This window comes from Arthrobacter sp. TE26545 (assembly GCF_056279005.1).
Genome location: NZ_JBWBQM010000001.1, coordinates 86,081 through 103,794 on the forward strand (window position 1 = coordinate 86,081; position 17,714 = coordinate 103,794).

Below are 17,714 nucleotides of genomic sequence, written 5' to 3' on the forward strand. Positions count from 1 at the left end.
AGGACCGTGCCGGCGATGAGGAGAAGCGATGCACTTGATGCCCCGTGAGCAGGAAAAGCTCATGATCGTGGTGGCGGCAGACCTGGCCCGGCGGCGGCAGGCCCGCGGGCTCAAGCTGAACCATCCCGAAGCGGTGGCCATCATCAGCTACGAGCTCATCGAAGGCGCACGCGACGGCCGCACCGTGGCCGACCTCATGGGCTGGGGAACCACCATCCTCGGCCGCGAAGACGTCATGGAAGGAGTGCCGGAAATGATCCACGACGTGCAGATCGAGGCCACCTTCCCCGACGGCACCAAGCTCGTCACCGTCCACAACCCCATCCGCTAGGAGGCCTCATGATCCCGGGCGAATACCGGCTCCGCCCCGAGCCGATCCACTGCAACAGCGGACGCGAGGCGGTCGCCGTCGACGTCGTCAACCGCGGAGACCGGCCCGTGCAGGTCGGTTCCCACTACCACTTCGCCGAGGCGAACCGGGCGCTCGAGTTCGACCGGGAGGCCGCCTTCGGCCGCCGCTTGGACATTCCCGCGGGCACCGCGGCGCGCTTCGAACCGGGGGACCGGCGCACCGTACGGCTGGTCGAGCTCGCCGGGCGGCGCGAGGTGCACGGCCTGTCCAACGCCGTGAACGGCCTGCTTGACAATGAAAACGTCGACGGCGGAGCTGCCACCACTACCGGGGAGGATGCCAAGTGAGCTTCGAGCTTCCGCGCCGGCAGTATGCCGAGCTGTACGGCCCGACGACGGGCGACGCCATCCGCCTTGCCGACACTGAACTGTTCCTTGAGATCGAGAAGGACTACACGGTCTACGGCGAAGAGGCGGTCTTCGGCGGCGGCAAGGTGATCCGCGACGGCATGGGCCAGAACGGCCAGGTGACCCGGGCGGAAGACGTACCGGACACCGTCATCACCAACGTGGTGGTGCTGGACTACACCGGCATCTACAAGGCGGACGTCGCGCTCCGGGACGGCCACATTTTCAAGATCGGCAAGGCCGGCAACCCGGACATCAGCAGCGGCGTGGACATCGTGATCGGCGCGGGCACCGAGATCATCGCGGGCGAGCGGAAGATCCTCACGGCCGGCGGCATCGACACCCATATCCACTTCATCTCCCCGGACCAGGTGCCCGCCGCGATCAGCAGCGGCATCACCACCATGGTGGGTGGCGGCACCGGCCCGGCGGAGGGCACCAAGGCCACCACGGTCACTCCCGGTGCCTGGCACATCAAGCGCATGCTGCAGGCGGCCGAGGGCCTGCCCGTCAACATTGGCGTCTTCGGCAAGGGCCACGCCTCCGCCGTCGAACCCCTCGCTGAACAGATCCGGGCCGGCGCGGTCGGGCTGAAGGTCCACGAGGACTGGGGCTCCACCACCGCCTCGATCGACAACTCGCTGAAGGCCGCGGACGAATACGACGTGCAGGTGGCCATCCACACGGACACCCTGAACGAGTGCGGCTTCGTGGAGGACACCATCCGGGCGATCGACGGCCGGGTCATCCACACCTTCCACACCGAGGGTGCGGGCGGCGGCCACGCCCCGGACATCATCAAGATCGCCGGCATGCCCAACGTGCTTCCCGCGTCGACCAACCCCACGCTGCCGTACACGCGCAACACCATCGAAGAGCACCTGGATATGCTCATGGTGTGCCACCACCTGAACCCGGACATCCCGGAGGACGTGGCCTTCGCCGATTCGCGCATCCGGGCCGAAACCATCGCGGCCGAGGACGTCTTGCAGGACATGGGGATCTTCTCCATCACCTCCTCCGACTCGCAGGCCATGGGCCGCGTGGGCGAGGTCATCACCCGTACCTGGCAGCTGGCGGACAAGATGAAGAAGCAGCGCGGCGTGCTGGAGGACCCCAAGGGGGAAAACGCCGCCGGTGAGCACGGTTCCGCGGGCAGCGATAACTTCCGCCTCAAGCGCTACGTGGCGAAGTACACCATCAACCCGGCCCTCGCGCAGGGCATGGCGGACTCCATCGGCTCCGTGGAGGAGGGGAAGTTCGCGGACCTGGTGCTGTGGGATCCGGCGTTCTTTGGCGTGAAGCCGGAACTGGTGCTCAAGGGCGGGCAGATCGCCTACGCCATCATGGGCGACGCCAACGCCTCGATCCCCACGCCGCAGCCGCGAACCATGCGCCCCATGTTCGCCACCTTCGGCCGCGCCATGCAGAAGTCCTCCATCACCTTCCTGTCCAAGGCCGCCATCGAGGCCGGTGTCCCGGAGGAACTCGGACTGGAAAAGGTGATCCGCCCGGTCTCCGGCATCCGGTCCCTGAGCAAGGCGGACCTGAAGTTCAACGACGCGACGCCGGACATTGCCGTCGACCCCGAAACGTACCAGGTGACCGTGGACGGCGAGGACGTCACGTGCGAACCGGTCGCTGAGCTGCCCATGGCGCAGCGCTACTTCCTCTTCTAAGCGGTACGGAGAAACAGCATGATCATCGAGAAGATCCTGGGAAACCTGCACGAGCTGGCTGTACCCGGCAGCTACGCGAATCACCACAAGGAGAAGGTGGTGCTGCCCAGCGCCCTGCTGGTCAAACGGATCCAGCGGGTCACCACGGACCACGGCAAGGAGCTCGGCATCCGCCTGCCGTCCGGCTCCCCGGACCTGCGCGACGGCGACATCCTGGCTGTGGAGGAGAAGAACCTGATCGTCGTCTCGGTGCTGCCCACCGACGTGCTGGTGATCGCCCCGCGAAGCATCCACGAGATGGGCGTCGTGGCGCACTCCCTCGGAAACCGGCACCTGCAGGCCCAGTTCTTCGACGCCGCCTCCGAGTATGCCGCCGAGGTCATGGTCTGCCAGTACGACCACACTGTGGAGGACTACCTGAAGCACGTCGGCGTGCCCTACGACCGCCAGGAGCGCGTGATGCCCGTTCCCTTCCGCCATGCCGGCCACACCCACTAGCCGCCGCCTCGCCCTGCAGCAGCTCACGGACTCCGCGCTGCCCACCGGGGCGTTCGCGCATTCCTTCGGCTTTGAGTCCTACATGGAGCGCGGGCTGGTGCACGACGAGGCAAGCTTCGGCACCTGGCTGGCCGCCTTCCTGGGCCAGCAGCTCACGTACTCGGACGCCTTGGCCATCAGGTTCCTCTACGACGGCGCGCCGCCCCAGGAGCTCGATGAGCACCTCACCGCTCAGCTGCTTCCACGGCAGCTGCGCGAGGCCAGCATCAAGATGGGCGGCCGGCTGCTCGAGATCGGCGCCGAGGTTTTCCCGTCGCCGGAGCTGGAAGCCTACCGGGCTCTGGTGCGCACCGGCCTGGCGGCCGGCCACCAGCCGCTGGCGTTCGCCGTCGTCGCGCGCTCCCTGGGCGTCCCGCTCGAGGAGGCGCTCGCCGCGTATCTTTTCGCCGCGGTCACCTCGCTGACCCAGAACGCGGTGCGCGCCATCCCGCTCGGCCAGAACGCCGGGCAGCGGGTGCTGCGGGCAGCGCACGACGGCGTTGCTGCCGCCATCGAACGGGCCGGCGCCCTCACGCCGGACGACTTCGGGGCCGTGAGCCCCGGCCTGGAAATTTCGCAGATGCGGCACGAAAAACAACGCGCCCGCATGTTCATGAGCTAAGGAGACACCATGTCTGAACCCGTCACCTCAGAACCGGTCAAGATCGGCATCGGCGGACCGGTGGGCGCCGGCAAGACCCAGCTCGTGGAGCGCCTCACCCGGCACATGAGCGCGGAAATCTCGATGGCGGCCATCACCAACGACATCTACACGATCGAGGACGCCAAGATCCTCGCCGCCAACGGCATCCTGCCCGAGGACCGGATCATCGGCGTCGAAACCGGCGGCTGCCCGCACACCGCCATCCGCGAGGACACCTCCATGAACACCGCGGCCATCGAGGAACTCAAGAAGCGCCACCCGGACCTGCAGGTGATCTTCGTCGAGTCCGGCGGCGACAACCTCTCGGCCACCTTCAGCCCCGAGCTGGTGGACTTCTCGATCTACATCATCGACGTGGCGCAGGGCGAGAAGATCCCGCGCAAGGCCGGGCAGGGCATGATCAAGTCCGATCTCTTCATCATCAACAAGACGGACCTGGCACCCCACGTGGGCGCGGACCTGGCGGTCATGGAACGGGACTCGCGCGAATTCCGCGGCGCCAAGCCCTTCTGCTTCACCAACCTCAAGACCGACGAGGGCCTGGACGCCGTCATGGAATGGATCCGGCGCGACGTCCTGATGCTCGACCTCGCCCAATGAGCACGGTGGCGGCTGGCGAGCTGACCGCTGTTGAGTCGCCGATGGGGGAGCTCCAGTTGCGGGTTGCTGCGCGTGGGCAGCGTTCCGTGGCCGTGCACCAGTTCCATCGGGGCGCCTTGAGGGTGCTGCGGCCGCACTATCTGGACGACTCCGGGCAGCTCTGTTATGTGATGGTGAACCCGGGCGGGGCCTACCTCGGGGCGGACCTGTACGTGATCGATCTGGAGCTCGAGCCGGGAGCATCGCTGCTGCTGACCACGCAGTCGGCCACAAAGATCTACCGCACGCCGGGCTCCTTCGCCGAGCAGCGGATGTCCATTCGGCTGGGGGAGGGCGCCCGGCTGGAGCTGGCCCCGGACCAGCTCATCGCCTACCGGGAGGCCAGCTACAGGCAGGACACCCGCATCACCATGCACCCGGCGTCGAGCCTGGTCATGAGCGAAATCGTCACGCCCGGCTGGTCCCCTGACGGCACGGCCTTCAAGTACGAGGAACTGCGGCTGCGCACTGAGATCCGGGTCGCCGGCGGGAACGAAGGCGGCGGGCTCCTGGCCTTGGACAACGTGCTCATCCGGCCGCGGTTTGGTGCACCGGTGGGCGACGTCACCGGCCTGGGCTTCATGGAGGGCCGCAGCCACCTGGGATCGCTGCTGGTGGTCGATCCGCGCGTGGACCAGGCCCTGGCCGACGAACTGTACGCGCTTGCCGCGGCCCACGACGCCCTGAGCGGAGTCTCCCTGACGGCGACCGTCGGCGGAACCACAGGGCTGGTGCTGCGCGCGCTGTCCGACAACACTGAAGAACTGAACCGCCTGCTTGGTGCCTGCACGGCGCACCTGCGCAGGCACTGGTTCGGCCAGGATCCCCTGAACCTGAGGAAGTACTGATGACAGCGCTCGCTGCCCTCTACCGGCAACGCGAACACCTGTCCTTGCGGACAAGGCTGTTGTTCACTTTCGGTGCGGTCGCCGCCCTGCATCTTGCCGCCGCCGGGCTGCTGCTGCTGGGAGGAACGCTGCTTCCGGGGCCGCTTGCGGGACCGTTTTCGGGGCAAGACGGCGGAGGGCCGCCGCTGGCCCTCGGCCTGGTCCTCACCGCCTACCTGGCCGGCGTCAAGCACAGCTACGACTGGGACCACCTCGCGGCGATCGACAACTCCACCCGGAAATTCGTCGCCCAGGGCAGGGAGCCCGTGAGCGTGGGCTTCGCGTTCAGCCTGGGGCACAGTTCCGTGGTGGTCCTGGCCGGGGTTCTGGTGCTGGCGGGAACCGCCGTGGTGGGGCAGTTCATGGAGGACGGCAGCCCGGGAAACCTGGTGCTCGGACTGATCGGCAGCGGGGTTTCGGGCCTGTTCCTGCTGGCGATGGGCATCTTCAACGGCTCGGCGTTCCTCCGGGCGGCGCAGCTGTACCGGCAAGCGAAAGCGGGCGGGGCGGTCGCCGTCGAGGACCTGGAAACGCGCGGCTTTGTCGCGCGGCTGCTGGCCCGGCCGCTCGCCCGCGTGCGGAGCCCCCGGAACATCTACGTGATCGGGTTCCTGTTCGGCCTCGGTTTCGATACCGCCACCACCATCGGGCTGCTGGTCATGACGACGGCGGCCTCACTCGCCGGAGTCTCCCAGTTGGCGCTGCTCGCGCTGCCGCTGGCGTTCACCGCGGCCATGACCCTCTGCGACTCGGTCAACGGGGGTCGCGATGATGCGCATGTACCGCTCCGCGCTGGCGGACCCGCGGCGGAAACTGGGCTTCAATGCGGTGATCACCGGCATCTCGGCGGTTTCAGCGCTGTTCATCTCCGTCATCACGCTGGGCGGGTTCCTCAACGCCGCGTTCGGCCTGGATGATCCGCTGACCACCTGGCTTGGCTCGATCGACCTCGGCGAGGCGGGTCTGCTCCTCGTGGCGGTGCTCCTGGCGGTGTGGGGCGTGGCCTCGCTGCGCAGGCGGCCGTGACGGGTGCGGCGCCCGGTGGCAGGATAGGGCGCATGGAACTGCACATCACAGGGGACCCGGCCGCCGACAAACTGCTCAGCGACGACGCGTTTGCGCTGCTCACCGGCATGTTGCTGGACCAACAGGTGACGATGGAATCGGCGTTTGCCGGCCCGGAAAAGATCCGGACGCGCATCGGCTCGATCGCTCCTGCAACGGTCGCCGGCTACGATCCCGAGGGCTTCGTCGAGATGTTCAAGGAAAGCCCGGCGGTGCACCGGTTCCCGGGCTCGATGGCGGGCAGGGTCCAGGCGCTCGCCGAGGCCGTTGAGCACGAGTGGGGCGGGGACGCCACCGCCATCTGGACGCAGGGGGATCCCGACGGCAAGGAAGTGCTGGACCGGCTCAAGGCCCTGCCCGGTTTCGGCGAGCAAAAGGCAAAGATCTTCCTGGCGCTCCTCGGCAAGCAATGCGGGCTCCAGGCTCCGGGCTGGCGTGAAGCCGCCGGGAACTACGGGCAGGCGGACGTCTTCTTGTCCGTGGCCGACATCGTTGACCCCGAGTCCCTGCGCAAGGTGCGCGCCTCCAAGCAGGCCGCCAAAGCCGCGGCCAAGGCCGCCAAGTCCGCCAAACCGGCCGGACACTGACGGCGGATCGGGGACGCCAAGGAATCAGCCGAGGATTCCGGGGCCCTTGCCCATGTCGCCAAGGGCCGGGCCCGACTAAAATGGCGCTATGTCCGCCATAGCAGCGCGCAAGTTGTTCAAGCATTCCGGCACGGGACTCATCTTCCGCGGAGCTTTGGCGTTGCTCTTGGCACTGGCGGTGGCATCCCTGCCGGTTGCCACGGTGTTCGCGCTCGCGTATGTGTTCGGAATCTATGCGATGGCCGACGGCCTCGCGAACCTGGCACATTACTATTACGATCCCGCACGCCACTCCCGCTGGAGCATGCTCGGCGGAATTGCCTCCGTTGCCGTCGGCCTCGTGGCTGTTTCGTGGCCGGGCATCGTGGTCGCGGCGCTGGCACTTCTCGTCGGGATATGGGGCCTGGCTCTGGGAATCTCGCAGATCTTCATTGCCCTTGAAGGCAGGACGACCATCAGGGCCTGGCGGAGCCCGGCTCTGACAGGCATTGTCCTTACGGTGTTTGGCATCCTTGTCCTTGCCAATCCCGGAATAGGAATCCTGGCCCTCTCCGGGCTCTTGGCGGCGTTCACCGCCGTCGCGGGTTTGCTGTTGGTGATCTCCGGATTCTCGATGCGCAGGGTCGCCGCCTCAGCACGGAGCTAGCGGAAACCTAGCCACCGGAAACTAAGCCGGCGCAGGCACCGGTTCAGCCGCCAATTCCTCCGCAGTCGGCGGGTTCGCGCCGGACCTGCTAACCGTGATGGCGGCCGCTTTCGACGCGGTCCGGCCGAGGATTTCGAGCACTGCGGGTGCCAAGCCGTCGCTGCTGCGGCTGAGCAGCCCGTAGATCAGGGCGGCCATGTAGGAATCGCCGGCTCCGATGGTGTCGGCAACAACGGTCTTCACGGCCGGCACGTACAGGCGGTTGGCCGGTGTTGCCAGCAGGGATCCTTCGGAGCCGCGCGTGATCACGGCCAGGCCTGCGCCAAGTCCGAGGACGCGGTCGGCGGCATCGTCCAGCCCGAGGCCGGGGTAGAGCCAGTGCGCGTCCTCGTCGCTGAGCTTGACCGCATCCGTCAGCGGTACAAGGTCCTCGAAGATGGCGAGCGCTTCGGCATGGGTGCCGAGCAACGCAGGCCGGATGTTGGGGTCGTAGGTGACCATGGTTTCGCGGTATGACTGCTCAAGCAATGTCTTGACTGCTCCTGCACCAGGGGAAAGGAAGCTGGCGATCGATCCCGTGTGCAGGATCCTGGGGATGGAAGGGGGCGCCACGGGCGCCAGTTCCCAGGAGATGTCGAATTCGTAGCTGGCAGAACCGTCGGAGGCCAGCGTGGCGGTGGCCGAGGCGGTCCGGTCCGCCGAGGTAGACCCCGGGAGCAGGGACACACCGGCCGAGGACAGGTGGCGGGCAATCGCGGCACCGCGTTCGTCGTCGCCGATCGAGGTCAGCAGGCTGGTCTTGACCCCCAAGCGGCCCAGCCCGTAGGCCACATTGGCGGGCGAACCGCCCGGATGTTCAACTGTGCCGCGGGAGGTGGTGACGACGTCGATGAGGGCCTCGCCGATCACGACGACGTCGGCGGAGTCTCCCTGGGGAGCGGAGGCTGTGTATGAAGGGGTCATCGCAGGGTGTCTTTCGCAGGGCCGTCCGCGGACGCGGCGTTTTTGCGCGCGCCGGGTCCGCGGACGGGAGGTGGGGTGGAACGCCGTCAGGACGGTTCAGGCCGTTGCTGCACCTGTCATGATCGCCACCGCATCCGTCATGGAGTGCGACTGTGGCGTGATCGTGGCCGCGCACTTGCCGAGCCGCTGGATGTGGATGCGGTCGGCGACGTCGAACACGTGCGGCATGTTGTGGCTGATCAGGATCACCGGCAGCCCGCGGTCCCGGAGATCCCGGACCAGCTGGAGGACCTGGTTCGATTCACGCACACCCAGGGCCGCGGTCGGCTCGTCCAGCACCACCACCTTGGAACCGAAGGCAGCGGCCCGGGCCACGGCAACTGCCTGGCGCTGCCCGCCGGAGAGGTTCTCCACCGGGACGGTGACGTCCTGGAGCGTGGAAATACCCAGCCGGATCAGCTCCGCCTTGGCCTTGCGACGCATGCCTTTGGTGTCGAGGACCCGGAAGATCGACCCCAGGGGTCCGGGGACCCGCTCTTCCCGGCCAAGGAACAGGTTCGAGGCCACATCCAGGGCGGGAGAGACCGCCAGGTTCTGGTAGACGGTCTCGATGCCGTGGGCCCGGGCGTCCTGCGGCCGCTTGAAGTGGACCTGCTTCCCGGACACCAGGAGTTCGCCGGTATCCGGAATCTCCGCCCCGGTGAGGCACTTGATGAGGGTGGACTTGCCGGCCCCGTTGTCACCGATGATGGCCAGCACTTCTCCGGGGTAGAGGTCCAGGCTGACGCCGTCCAGGCCCACCACCTTGCCGAAAGTCTTGACCAGGTTGCGTGCCTGCAGGATGGGTTGGCGGGTCCCGCTGGCCGGGGTAGGAACGTCGACGGAGGTCATGACTTAACCTTTCGGATCCACTGGTCCACCGACACAGCGACAATGATGAGCACGCCCACGGCGAGGGTCTGGAACAGGACGTCCAGTCCCGCGAGGGACAGCCCGTTGCGGAAGACGCCCACGATCAGCGCCCCGAGCAACGAACCCCAAACGGATCCGCGGCCGCCGAAGAGGCTCGTGCCGCCGATGACGACGGCTGTGATCGAGTCGAGGTTCAGATCCACGCCGGCGTTGGGGCTGGCCGCGTTGGTACGGCCGATCTGGATCCACGCGCCGACGGCGAGGACCGCGCCGGCGGCCAGGTAGACGCTCATGAGGACCCGGTTGACGGGGATACCGGCCAGGCGGGCCGCCTCCTTGTCGTCGCCCACCGCATAGACGTGGCGTCCCCATGCGGTCTTGCCGAGGATGAAGGCCACAGCGATGTAGAGCAGCAGCATCATGACGACGCCGGTGGAGATCCGTACCGGACCCACGGGGAAGGTGCTGCCCATCCAGGTCAGCAGGGCCGGCATGCTCGAGCCCCGCACCGTGGAGCCGCCCGAGTACAGCAGGGTCAGCGCGATGAAGATGTTCAGCGTTCCCAGGGTCACGATGAACGGCGGAAGCTTGAACCTGGTCACGAGGAAACCGTTGAGCGCGCCCGCGGCGAGTCCGACGACGAGCCCCGCCACGAGTGCAAGCGGTGCCGGCATGCCGTTGTTCACGGTTATCTGCGCAACCACCATGGACGCCAGGATCATCACGGCGCCTACCGAGAGGTCGATGCCCGCGGTGAGGATGATCAGGGTCTGTGCGATGGCAAGGGTTCCCACCACGGAGACCTGCTGCGTAATGAGGGAGAGGTTCTCAACGCGCAGGAAGCGTTCGTTGAGGATCCCGAACACCACCACGGCTACCAGGAGCACGATGGCCGGGCTCAGGGCGGGGTAGCGGTGCAGCACATTGCGAATGCGGCTGAGGGGTGTGCTCCGGTCCAGAAATTCCTCGGCCGGGTCGGTGTGCTTCTCGGCCGGCGGTCCGGCTGCCTGCTGTTGCTGGGTCATGGTTACTCCTGTCAACTGCCGGTCCTACTTGCCCCAGCAGACCTGGGCAGCATCCGCCGTCGTGATGCTCTTGACGCCCTCGGCGGCCTTGTCGGTGACCAGTTCGACTCCGGTGTTGAAGAAGTCCAGTCCTGCCGAGTTCTCCGGCTTCTTGCCGGTCTTGGCGAGGTCGACGATTGCCTTGACGCCGAGCTCCGCCATCTTGACCGGGTACTGCTGGGCGGTGGCGCCGATGATGCCGGCCTTGACGTTGTTCACGCCGGCGCAGCCGCCGTCGACCGAGACGACGAGGACGTCCTTTTCCTTGCCGGCGGACTTGAGTGCCTCGTACGCTCCGGCGGCAGCAGGTTCATTGATGGTGTACACGACGTTGATGTTGGGGTTCTTGGACAGCAGGGTCTCCATCGCTGTACGGCCGCCGTCCTCGGCGCCCTGGGAAGCCTGGTTGCCGACAATCTCGTAGTCGCCGCCCTTGCCGCCGGTGTACTTGCCGGTCTTGGCCTCGTCGCCGTTCTTCTTCTTGTCCGCCGTGTCGACGCCGAGGCCCGTCAGGAAGCCCTGGTCGCGGTTGTAGTCAACGGAGACAACCTTGTCATCGAAGAGGTCGATCAGGGCGATGGTGGCCTTCTTGCCTCCCAGCTGCGCGGCGGTCCACTTTCCGATCAGCTCGCCGGCCGCGAAGTTGTCCGTGGCGAACGTGATGTCGGCGGCATCGGCCGGGTCCGGCGGGGTGTCCAGGGCGATGACAAAGAGGCCGGCATCCTTGGCCTTCTTCAGGGCGTCGACGACGGACGGGCCGTTGGGGGTGATGAGGATTCCCTTGTCGCCCTTGGAGATGGCGTTTTCGATGGCCTGGATCTGGGTGTCTTCGTCGCCGTCGGCTTTGCCTGCTGCGAGTTTGAGGTCGACGCCGTCAGCTTCGGCAGCCTTCTTGGCGCCGTCCTGCATGGAGACGAAGAACGGGTTGGCGGTGGTCTTGACGATCAGCGAGACGCCGATCTTCTCGGAGGAAGCCCCGCTGCTGGAACCGGTGCTGGGGGAGTTACCTCCACAGGCCGTCAGGCTGAGTACCCCGAGGGAAAGGGCTGCGCCTGCGGCGAACAGCCGGCTGGCGGTGGAGCGTGGGGCGATGGAACTCGTCATTGAAACTCCTGGTATTCGAGGCACTTTTCGCGCCTGACAACGATGTCGTAAGTTATGTAACCAAGCTCACAATGTAGAGTCAAGGGCAACTGATGATGAAAGAGCGAGGTTATGACAACGATGTCAGATCGTTATCGAACTGAGGGCGCGAAGAACCGGCCCACCATGCGCAACGTCGCTGCACTTGCAGGTGTCGGAATCAAGACGGTCTCGCGGGTCATGAACGATGAGCCGGGAGTTTCGGAGGCGACCCGGAAGCGTGTCCTGAGTGCTTCGCAGCAGCTGAACTACCACCTGGACATGGCCGCGGGCAGCCTGCGGCGGACGGGACGGCAGACCCTGTCAATAGGCTTGCTGCTGCCCAGTGTGGCCAACCCCTTCAGCGGCGAAATCCACCGGGCGCTGGAAGACGCACTCTCGGAGCGGGGCATCGCGGTCTTCGCTGCGAGCCTTGATGAGGATCCTGCCCGGGAAAAGGCCCTCGTGACCGCCTTCCTTCGCCGTCGAGTGGACGGCATGGTGCTCACCCCGATCGCCAAGAGCCAGGCCTATGTGATCCCGGAGCACTCGCGGGACCTTCCGCTGGTCTTCATCGACCGTGAACCGGTCGGCATCGAGGCCGACGCCGTCGTGACGGACAACGCCGCGGGAGCTGCACGGGCGGCAGCCCACCTGCTGGGCCACGGACACAGGCGGCTGGCCTACCTTGGCGACACGCCGGATATCCAGACCGCTCGGGAACGCCGCCGCGGCTTCATCGAGGAACTGGGCCAGGCCGGCATCGCCACCTCCACGGTTCCCGTCCGTGAAGGCTTGCGCGACGAAGAAGCGGCGAGGCTTGCAGCGCTTGAAATCCTGGCTTCGGATGAGCCGCCCACGGCCATCTTCTCCAGCCAGAACCTGGTCACCTTCGGGGTCATGCGCGCATTGAAGGAACTGGGCGCGAACCGCCGCGTAGCCTTGGTGGGCTTCGACGACTTTGCCCTTGCCGACATGATGGACCCCGGAATCACCGTGATTGCCCAGCATCCTGAACGGATCGGCAAGCTCGCAGCCGAACGGCTGCTTGCCCGGATAGACGGCGACGACGGCGCGCCGCGGACTTACGTGGTCCCCTCAGAACTGATCGTGCGCGGCTCCGGCGAGCTGCCGCCGTCGTACTGAACTACCGTTCCCAAAGAAGCCCGCCACCAAATCAAGGAGCCCGCATGACCAAGACACTGTATGCCGAATTCACCGTCAAGCCCGGCAGCGAGGAACGGGTCGCCGCAATGATGCGCGAGCTGACGGAACGCGTGCGCAACGAACCCGGCAACCAGCTGTTCCTGCCGTACACCCGCGAATCCAATCCGCGGGAGTACTTCGTTTTCGAGGTGTACCGCGACGATGAAGCCTTCCGCGAGCACATCACCGCTGATTACGGGGCGGTCTTCAATGCCGAACTCGCAGAGCACATCGAGGAGGACGGCTCGGTGCTTACCTGGCTCCAACCCCTGGCCTGAACACGTCCCGTTAAACCCAGCTGACCCGCAGTTGATGTCTTCTGAAGGTTCAGACGGCACCTGATGCGGGTCAGCTGGGTTGTCGGCGCTACTTGAACATCGACGGCCGCAACGGCGTGACCGTCAGGGACTTGAGGTGCGCCGTGCCGCCATCGGCGAAGAGCGCGACGTCCGTGGCCCCGGCGTCCGGGAACACCTGGTCGGTGATGCTTCGCAGACCGTCCTGGGAGAAGACTTCCACGGAGGAGCGGTCCACGTAGATGCGCAGGGTTATGTTGCCTTGCGAATCAACGGAGACGGGAGCGGAATCCAAGGATGTGAAAAGCGGGTTGAATCCGGTGTTGCCGGAGTTTCCACGGTCCACGTAGAGCTCCTTCGTCCTGGCGTCGTAGCCGATGACGGTCGACGACGTGCCGTTGCCAAGCACCGTGATCCCCGACTTCAGCGCCGTGCCCGGGTTGAAGGTGACATCGATCCTTTGCACGTCGCCAGAGGCCTGGCGGGGCAGCACTTGCGTGCCGGGAACGATGGACCCGCCTACCTTGTCCTGATAGCTGGGTTTCTGGGCGAGGGAGTCCACCTGCTTGACGGCTTTCTGGGTAAGCCGGGGCCCGTCGACCGTCTGGGTCAGTGCCACCTCGCGGGGCAGCGACATGGCGCTGCGCCAAGGGGACGTGGGAATCGTGTTGGCGTAGTCCCAGTTGTTCATCCAGCCGAGCACTACGCGTTTGTCCTGCGGCATGTTGCCGAAGGAGACGGTGGCGTACAGGTCGCGGCCATAGTCCAGCCAGTCGTAACCGTTGATGCGGGGCCTTGCGGACTGCTCGGAAGCGATGAACTCGTCCGCCAGGATGTGGCCCCAGCCGAAGCGGTTGTTGTCCACGATCCGGATGTTCGCCTTGCGGCCCTTGAACTCCGAGACGTTCCAGGAGGCCCAGTCCAGGACCTCGCTGTTGGCGCCCGTGGCGGAACGGACCACCTGCCCGTCGACCACAAGGTTCACCGTGGTTTCGTCCGAGCGGGGCACCGCGGCGGAGTCCGTCAGCATGACATGGTCCAGGGTCAGGTGTCCCCATCCGCCAGTAGCCTGGTCCACGATCCGAAGCTGGGCCTGCTTGCCGGCGAATTCGGAAACGTCCCAGCCTTTCCAGTTCAGCTGTCCCGCATTGTCCCCGGCCAGCCTTCTGACAACGTTGCCATCAACCAGCAACTGGGCCTCCAGTACCTGTCCGGTCTCCGCGGTGCGGTTGCCGCCTCCCACCAGCAGGCTGATGAAGTTCTTGCCGACCGTGAACGGCGGTGAGGTCAGGATGCCTTCCCGGTCGTCCCCGGGATTCCCGCCGGCTTCAAAGGTATTGATGCGTTTGGCGCCGATGTAGAAGTCACCCCCGGCGGTGGCGGGCTGGAACTGGGGTGCGAGGTCGCCGGTTCCGGTCCAGCCGGTGTCGGCGAGCGTGCTGCCGTCCGGACCTTCAAAACCGTTGAACAGGAGGTCGCCGGGCGGGGGAGTGTTGTCCAGTTTGTCGGAGACCCGGGGGTGCTGGCCGCCTCCCACCAGGAAGTTGATGTAGTCGCTGTCCACAGTGAAGTCGGGTGAAGACATGGTGCCCAACGGCCAGTCGCCGTCGTTGAAGGAGTTGACCAGCCCGGCGCCCGCGAAACCGCTCACGGTGTTCTGTCCGGGCAGGGATCCTGCCGCAGGGCTGTTCGCGAACGGACCGTTCTTCCAGTTGCCGGGCTCGTTGTTCACGGTCCAGCCGTTGTACGTGCCGTCGTTGAAGCCCGCGATCGGGGTGCCGGCCGGAAGCGCGTCCGCCGGCTTCGTGGTCTCGGACGTGAATGTGGTGCCGTCGAAGGCGCCCACGAAGTACTGGCCGGCCGAACCGCCGGCAACACCGCCGGGGTTGACGTTCACCACCATGACCCATTTGACGTTGTTGGTGTCGCCGTCAACGGCCAGGGGGAACAAGTCCGGGCACTCCCACAGGCCTCCGGTGGCGTTGGCGGGGCCGAACTGGCTCAGGGCCGTCCAGTCCTTGAGGTTGTCCGACTTGTAGAGCAGCACCTTGTGGTCAAGGGCCTCCACGGCCGTCATTACCCAGTAGCCCCCGCCGCCGGGGGAGCTGTACCAGAACACTTTGGGGTCCCGGAAGTTCGCCGAATTGCGGTTCAGCACAGGGTTGCCGCTGTACTTGGTCCAGGTCCGGCCCTCGTCAAGGCTGTAGGCAAGGGACTGCGCCTGGAGGCCGCGGTGCGGTGAGGCCTCCTTGTAGGCGCTGGTGTAGATCGCCACGAGCGGCGGGTTCCCGGCTGTGCCGAAGCCCGAAGAATTGTCCTTGTCCACCACGACGCTTCCGGAGAATACGTCCTCCTGCGTGTCCGTGGAGATCGCCAGCGGCTGCTCCTTCCAGCTCACCAGATCCTTGGACGTCGCGTGGCCCCAGGACATGTTTCCCCACGTGTTTCCCTGCGGATTGTGCTGGTAGAAGAGGTGGTAGACGCCCTTGTAGAAGACCAGCCCGTTTGGATCGTTCATCCAGTTCTTCGCCGGTGAATAGTGGAACGCGGGCCGGTATTGCTCCTGCCCCAGGATGTCGCCGGAAGTCCCGGTGCCCGCCACGGGGCTTCCGACGTCGGCCCTGCCTGCCGCGGCGGGACCCGCTCCGGCGAGTGCTCCCGCGAGCGTGAGTCCGGCGAGCGTCAGAGCTGAAAGTGACTGCAGGCCGATGGTTCGTTTCTTGTGCATTTGTGTGGATTCGCCCTTCATCGCGCGTGTCTTCCCCCGATAGACATCGTTGTCAATGCGGGGAACGCTAGGTTATGTCCACGAGACAAGTCAACGATCGGCGATTAGCGGGAGGCGCGCCGAGCGGCGACTGTTTGGCTGCACATCAAGATTGAGAATCTCTGGCCAAATGCCCATTGGTGTGAGCTGCGCGACTTTCTAGGCTTGAGGAAGTTCCTGATTTCCAACGGCCAAGCATGAGGTTCAACGATGAAGCGCATCGCACTCCTGGGCAACCGCGTTGCCCCCGTCAGCCCCACCGGCTCCCACGTTCCCGCTACCGGGCCGTGGAGCCCCGACGCCGAGCCGCAGGCCGTGCAGACCTTCGCCGAGGGCCACGTCTTCCCTGCCCACAACGGCACTCCGACTATGTGGCGCCCGCGCCCGGCGATGGCGGTTTCGGCATGATGCCGGTGGTGGTTGCTCCCAGCAAGCCCGCACCCGAAGCGAGGCTTGTTCCGCCCGCCGACTGGTCCACGTTCAACCGCGGCGACGCCGTCTGGGTCCACGAAGACGGCTGGGGCTATGACACCGGCATCGTCGATGAGGTGGCCGGCGAGCACCGCATGCTGTGGATCGTCCTTGAGCAAAGCGGCCGCCGCCTGATCTGCGGCAATGATCCCCTCGAGGTCTGGGCCGCCTAGCTTCGGGAAACGGCCTTCCAAGGTCCCCCCATTTTCAGGACATCGTCCGCCGGGGTGATGCCTTCCGTTCTCGCCTGCGTTCGAGGAACGATGCCCCGGAAGAGGCCAGCGTAACGGCGAGGGCGATGATCAGCGGGGCGTGCAAAGCTGCGGCGATGGTGGCCCCGGCGAACGCTGTGCCGGCGGAGCCCGCGGCGATCTTCAATGCCCCTACCCAGACGAATACCTGGCCTCGTGCCGTGGCTGGCGCGTATTCGCTGCGTGCGGCCAGCGTCGCGGCGAAGAACAGCGAGTTCGCCGCCCCGGCAACCGCGTAGGCGCCGATCGCTGCCCAGAAGACGCCGGTGAGCGCAACGAGGCCCAGCGCTGCGGCAACGATCGCGGCCAGCAGGGTCATGATGCGGTCCGCATCGCCGGCCAGGGGTTTGGCCATCAGCACCCCGGACCCGGCCAGGCCGCCCAGCCCGTATGCGGCCGTCAGGATGCCGGCGGCGGCCGGGGCGACGTCGAGGGGACCGGTTGCGCCGACGGCGGTGATCGGGAGGGCGGCAACGGAGAACGCCACGATCACGGTCAGATAGAGGGTGCGGCGCAGCGGGCCGCTGGTGAGCATCAGCCCAAGGGTTTGTGCGGGGTGGGGCACCCCGCCCGCCTCGGCCGGCGGTGCCGCATAGGGAAGCAGGCGTACGAGCCCGGCGGCGGCGAAGGTCCCGGCGGCGAGGACGAGTGCCGCCACGGTTGGGCTGGACCAGGCGGAAATCGCGGCCACGAGCGAAGGGCCGATGGTGCCGCCGATGCCGTAGGTGGCCACATCCCAGCCTTGGGCGCGGCGCTGGCTCGACCGCTCCGGCCCGGCAATCGCCGGCAGGCGGCTGCTGATGCCTCCGGTGAGCAGGGGGCCGACCAGCCCGGAGACGACCAACAACGCGACTGTGACGACTGTCCACACGTGCGGGTAGGCCCACACGGCGGCAGCCAGCGTTGCACCATGGAAAATGCACGCCCAGGCGATGACGGTGCGCCCGTCTCTTGCGGTGTCGAGCACGCGTGCGATGAACGGACCGGCCAGGTGCGGGGCGGTGATCGCTGCTCCCAGCAGGCCGGCCAGCCAACCGGGCGCCCCGCTGGTGGTCGCGAGCAGCACGATGGCGACGACCGCCCCGCCGTCGGCCGTGCGGGCCAGGGTTGCTGCGGCGACATACCGGGCCAGCGCAGTGCGTGGCCTGTCCCTGACATGCGCCTGCAGCCTGGTTATGGGGGCGCTCATGTTCTGGGTT

19 protein-coding genes and 1 pseudogene are annotated in these 17,714 nt (G+C 66.5%); 14 read left to right on the forward strand and 6 right to left on the reverse strand.

Going from position 1 to position 17,714, the window contains the following annotated elements:
• The first annotated feature begins 28 nt into the window (after nucleotides 1-28).
• The 10 genes and pseudogenes from ACZ9CK_RS00270 (at nucleotide 29) to ACZ9CK_RS00315 (ending at nucleotide 7,463) form a co-directional block, all read left to right on the forward strand.
• Complete coding sequence (locus tag ACZ9CK_RS00270; protein ID WP_426301564.1) at nucleotides 29-331, forward strand: urease subunit gamma; 303 nt, start codon at nucleotides 29-31, stop codon at nucleotides 329-331.
• A gap of 8 nt (nucleotides 332-339) precedes the next feature.
• Nucleotides 340-699 (forward strand): urease subunit beta, encoded by a 360-nt coding sequence (locus ACZ9CK_RS00275; RefSeq protein ID WP_476048896.1) that lies wholly within the window; start codon nucleotides 340-342, stop codon nucleotides 697-699.
• Nucleotides 696-2,438 carry an urease subunit alpha gene (gene ureC, locus ACZ9CK_RS00280; RefSeq protein ID WP_426301568.1) on the forward strand — a complete coding sequence of 581 codons (1,743 nt, stop codon included), beginning with the start codon at nucleotides 696-698 and terminating at the stop codon, nucleotides 2,436-2,438. The genes ACZ9CK_RS00275 and ureC overlap by 4 nt, the downstream gene beginning before the upstream one ends.
• An 18-nt stretch (nucleotides 2,439-2,456) precedes the next feature.
• Nucleotides 2,457-2,936 carry an urease accessory protein UreE gene (ureE, locus tag ACZ9CK_RS00285; RefSeq protein ID WP_476048897.1) on the forward strand — a complete coding sequence of 160 codons (480 nt, stop codon included), beginning with the start codon at nucleotides 2,457-2,459 and terminating at the stop codon, nucleotides 2,934-2,936.
• Nucleotides 2,917-3,597, forward strand: coding sequence for an urease accessory protein UreF (locus tag ACZ9CK_RS00290; protein ID WP_426301572.1), 681 nt, complete (start codon nucleotides 2,917-2,919; stop codon nucleotides 3,595-3,597). Before ureE ends, ACZ9CK_RS00290 begins: the two co-directional genes overlap by 20 nt.
• 9 nt (nucleotides 3,598-3,606) lie before the next feature.
• Entirely contained in the window at nucleotides 3,607-4,239 is a 633-nt protein-coding gene (gene ureG / locus ACZ9CK_RS00295; RefSeq protein ID WP_426301574.1) for an urease accessory protein UreG, read from the forward strand.
• Nucleotides 4,236-5,126, forward strand: a complete 891-nt coding sequence (locus ACZ9CK_RS00300; RefSeq protein WP_476048898.1) for an urease accessory protein UreD — start codon at nucleotides 4,236-4,238, stop codon at nucleotides 5,124-5,126. The genes ureG and ACZ9CK_RS00300 overlap by 4 nt, the downstream gene beginning before the upstream one ends.
• A pseudogene (locus ACZ9CK_RS00305) lies at nucleotides 5,126-6,191 on the forward strand (HoxN/HupN/NixA family nickel/cobalt transporter). The gene ACZ9CK_RS00300 and the pseudogene ACZ9CK_RS00305 overlap by 1 nt, the downstream one beginning before the upstream one ends.
• A 32-nt stretch (nucleotides 6,192-6,223) precedes the next feature.
• On the forward strand, nucleotides 6,224-6,817 hold the full coding sequence (locus ACZ9CK_RS00310; protein ID WP_426301580.1) for an HhH-GPD-type base excision DNA repair protein: 594 nt from the start codon (nucleotides 6,224-6,226) through the stop codon (nucleotides 6,815-6,817).
• A gap of 88 nt (nucleotides 6,818-6,905) precedes the next feature.
• Nucleotides 6,906-7,463 (forward strand): HdeD family acid-resistance protein, encoded by a 558-nt coding sequence (locus tag ACZ9CK_RS00315; protein WP_426301582.1) that lies wholly within the window; start codon nucleotides 6,906-6,908, stop codon nucleotides 7,461-7,463.
• Nucleotides 7,464-7,484: 21 nt separating this feature from the next.
• Here the strand turns inward: ACZ9CK_RS00315 and ACZ9CK_RS00320 are convergent, their stop codons facing one another.
• From ACZ9CK_RS00320 to ACZ9CK_RS00335, 4 genes are all read right to left on the reverse strand, one after another.
• Nucleotides 7,485-8,426, reverse strand: coding sequence for a carbohydrate kinase family protein (locus tag ACZ9CK_RS00320; protein WP_476048899.1), 942 nt, complete (start codon nucleotides 8,424-8,426; stop codon nucleotides 7,485-7,487).
• A 96-nt stretch (nucleotides 8,427-8,522) separates the two neighbouring features.
• Entirely contained in the window at nucleotides 8,523-9,317 is a 795-nt protein-coding gene (locus ACZ9CK_RS00325; protein ID WP_426301586.1) for an ATP-binding cassette domain-containing protein, read from the reverse strand.
• A complete protein-coding gene (locus ACZ9CK_RS00330; RefSeq protein ID WP_426301588.1) occupies nucleotides 9,314-10,363 on the reverse strand; it encodes an ABC transporter permease in 1,050 nt (349 codons plus the stop codon). The genes ACZ9CK_RS00325 and ACZ9CK_RS00330 overlap by 4 nt, the downstream gene beginning before the upstream one ends.
• A 24-nt stretch (nucleotides 10,364-10,387) precedes the next feature.
• Nucleotides 10,388-11,506, reverse strand: coding sequence for a substrate-binding domain-containing protein (locus ACZ9CK_RS00335; RefSeq protein ID WP_426301590.1), 1,119 nt, complete (start codon nucleotides 11,504-11,506; stop codon nucleotides 10,388-10,390).
• A 165-nt stretch (nucleotides 11,507-11,671) separates the two neighbouring features.
• Between ACZ9CK_RS00335 and ACZ9CK_RS00340 the strand changes: the two genes are divergently transcribed.
• Both ACZ9CK_RS00340 and ACZ9CK_RS00345 read left to right on the forward strand, forming a co-directional pair.
• Nucleotides 11,672-12,670, forward strand: coding sequence for a LacI family DNA-binding transcriptional regulator (locus ACZ9CK_RS00340; RefSeq protein WP_476050834.1), 999 nt, complete (start codon nucleotides 11,672-11,674; stop codon nucleotides 12,668-12,670).
• Between the two features lie 44 nt (nucleotides 12,671-12,714).
• The gene (locus ACZ9CK_RS00345; RefSeq protein ID WP_426301594.1) at nucleotides 12,715-13,008 is read left to right on the forward strand and encodes a putative quinol monooxygenase; all 294 of its coding nucleotides are present in this window, start codon (nucleotides 12,715-12,717) and stop codon (nucleotides 13,006-13,008) included.
• An 88-nt stretch (nucleotides 13,009-13,096) separates the two neighbouring features.
• On the opposite strand, the gene ACZ9CK_RS00350 is transcribed toward ACZ9CK_RS00345, so the two are convergent.
• The gene (locus tag ACZ9CK_RS00350; protein ID WP_476048900.1) at nucleotides 13,097-15,754 is read right to left on the reverse strand and encodes a GH32 C-terminal domain-containing protein; all 2,658 of its coding nucleotides are present in this window, start codon (nucleotides 15,752-15,754) and stop codon (nucleotides 13,097-13,099) included.
• A gap of 249 nt (nucleotides 15,755-16,003) precedes the next feature.
• Between ACZ9CK_RS00350 and ACZ9CK_RS00355 the strand changes: the two genes are divergently transcribed.
• Both ACZ9CK_RS00355 and ACZ9CK_RS00360 read left to right on the forward strand, forming a co-directional pair.
• Complete coding sequence (locus ACZ9CK_RS00355; protein WP_426301598.1) at nucleotides 16,004-16,201, forward strand: hypothetical protein; 198 nt, start codon at nucleotides 16,004-16,006, stop codon at nucleotides 16,199-16,201.
• An 8-nt stretch (nucleotides 16,202-16,209) separates the two neighbouring features.
• On the forward strand, nucleotides 16,210-16,437 hold the full coding sequence (locus ACZ9CK_RS00360; RefSeq protein ID WP_426301600.1) for a hypothetical protein: 228 nt from the start codon (nucleotides 16,210-16,212) through the stop codon (nucleotides 16,435-16,437).
• Nucleotides 16,438-16,471: 34 nt separating this feature from the next.
• Here the strand turns inward: ACZ9CK_RS00360 and ACZ9CK_RS00365 are convergent, their stop codons facing one another.
• Nucleotides 16,472-17,704 (reverse strand): MFS transporter, encoded by a 1,233-nt coding sequence (locus tag ACZ9CK_RS00365; RefSeq protein WP_476048901.1) that lies wholly within the window; start codon nucleotides 17,702-17,704, stop codon nucleotides 16,472-16,474.
• Nucleotides 17,705-17,714: the final 10 nt, after the last annotated feature.

What these genes read in the sequence shown, in the direction of transcription:
- ACZ9CK_RS00270 (WP_426301564.1), top strand. Translation starts at nt 29, where the DNA reads ATGCACTTGATGCCCCGTGAGCAGGAAAAGCTCATGATCGTGGTGGCG.
- ACZ9CK_RS00275 (WP_476048896.1), top strand. Translation starts at nt 340, where the DNA reads ATGATCCCGGGCGAATACCGGCTCCGCCCCGAGCCGATCCACTGCAAC.
- ureE (WP_476048897.1), top strand. Translation starts at nt 2,457, where the DNA reads ATGATCATCGAGAAGATCCTGGGAAACCTGCACGAGCTGGCTGTACCC.
- ACZ9CK_RS00290 (WP_426301572.1), top strand. Translation starts at nt 2,917, where the DNA reads ATGCCGGCCACACCCACTAGCCGCCGCCTCGCCCTGCAGCAGCTCACG.
- ureG (WP_426301574.1), top strand. Translation starts at nt 3,607, where the DNA reads ATGTCTGAACCCGTCACCTCAGAACCGGTCAAGATCGGCATCGGCGGA.
- ACZ9CK_RS00300 (WP_476048898.1), top strand. Translation starts at nt 4,236, where the DNA reads ATGAGCACGGTGGCGGCTGGCGAGCTGACCGCTGTTGAGTCGCCGATG.
- ACZ9CK_RS00310 (WP_426301580.1), top strand. Translation starts at nt 6,224, where the DNA reads ATGGAACTGCACATCACAGGGGACCCGGCCGCCGACAAACTGCTCAGC.
- ACZ9CK_RS00315 (WP_426301582.1), top strand. Translation starts at nt 6,906, where the DNA reads ATGTCCGCCATAGCAGCGCGCAAGTTGTTCAAGCATTCCGGCACGGGA.
- ACZ9CK_RS00320 (WP_476048899.1), bottom strand. Translation starts at nt 8,426, where the DNA reads ATGACCCCTTCATACACAGCCTCCGCTCCCCAGGGAGACTCCGCCGAC.
- ACZ9CK_RS00325 (WP_426301586.1), bottom strand. Translation starts at nt 9,317, where the DNA reads ATGACCTCCGTCGACGTTCCTACCCCGGCCAGCGGGACCCGCCAACCC.
- ACZ9CK_RS00330 (WP_426301588.1), bottom strand. Translation starts at nt 10,363, where the DNA reads ATGACCCAGCAACAGCAGGCAGCCGGACCGCCGGCCGAGAAGCACACC.
- ACZ9CK_RS00335 (WP_426301590.1), bottom strand. Translation starts at nt 11,506, where the DNA reads ATGACGAGTTCCATCGCCCCACGCTCCACCGCCAGCCGGCTGTTCGCC.
- ACZ9CK_RS00340 (WP_476050834.1), top strand. Translation starts at nt 11,672, where the DNA reads ATGCGCAACGTCGCTGCACTTGCAGGTGTCGGAATCAAGACGGTCTCG.
- ACZ9CK_RS00345 (WP_426301594.1), top strand. Translation starts at nt 12,715, where the DNA reads ATGACCAAGACACTGTATGCCGAATTCACCGTCAAGCCCGGCAGCGAG.
- ACZ9CK_RS00350 (WP_476048900.1), bottom strand. Translation starts at nt 15,754, where the DNA reads ATGCACAAGAAACGAACCATCGGCCTGCAGTCACTTTCAGCTCTGACG.
- ACZ9CK_RS00355 (WP_426301598.1), top strand. Translation starts at nt 16,004, where the DNA reads ATGAAGCGCATCGCACTCCTGGGCAACCGCGTTGCCCCCGTCAGCCCC.
- ACZ9CK_RS00365 (WP_476048901.1), bottom strand. Translation starts at nt 17,704, where the DNA reads ATGAGCGCCCCCATAACCAGGCTGCAGGCGCATGTCAGGGACAGGCCA.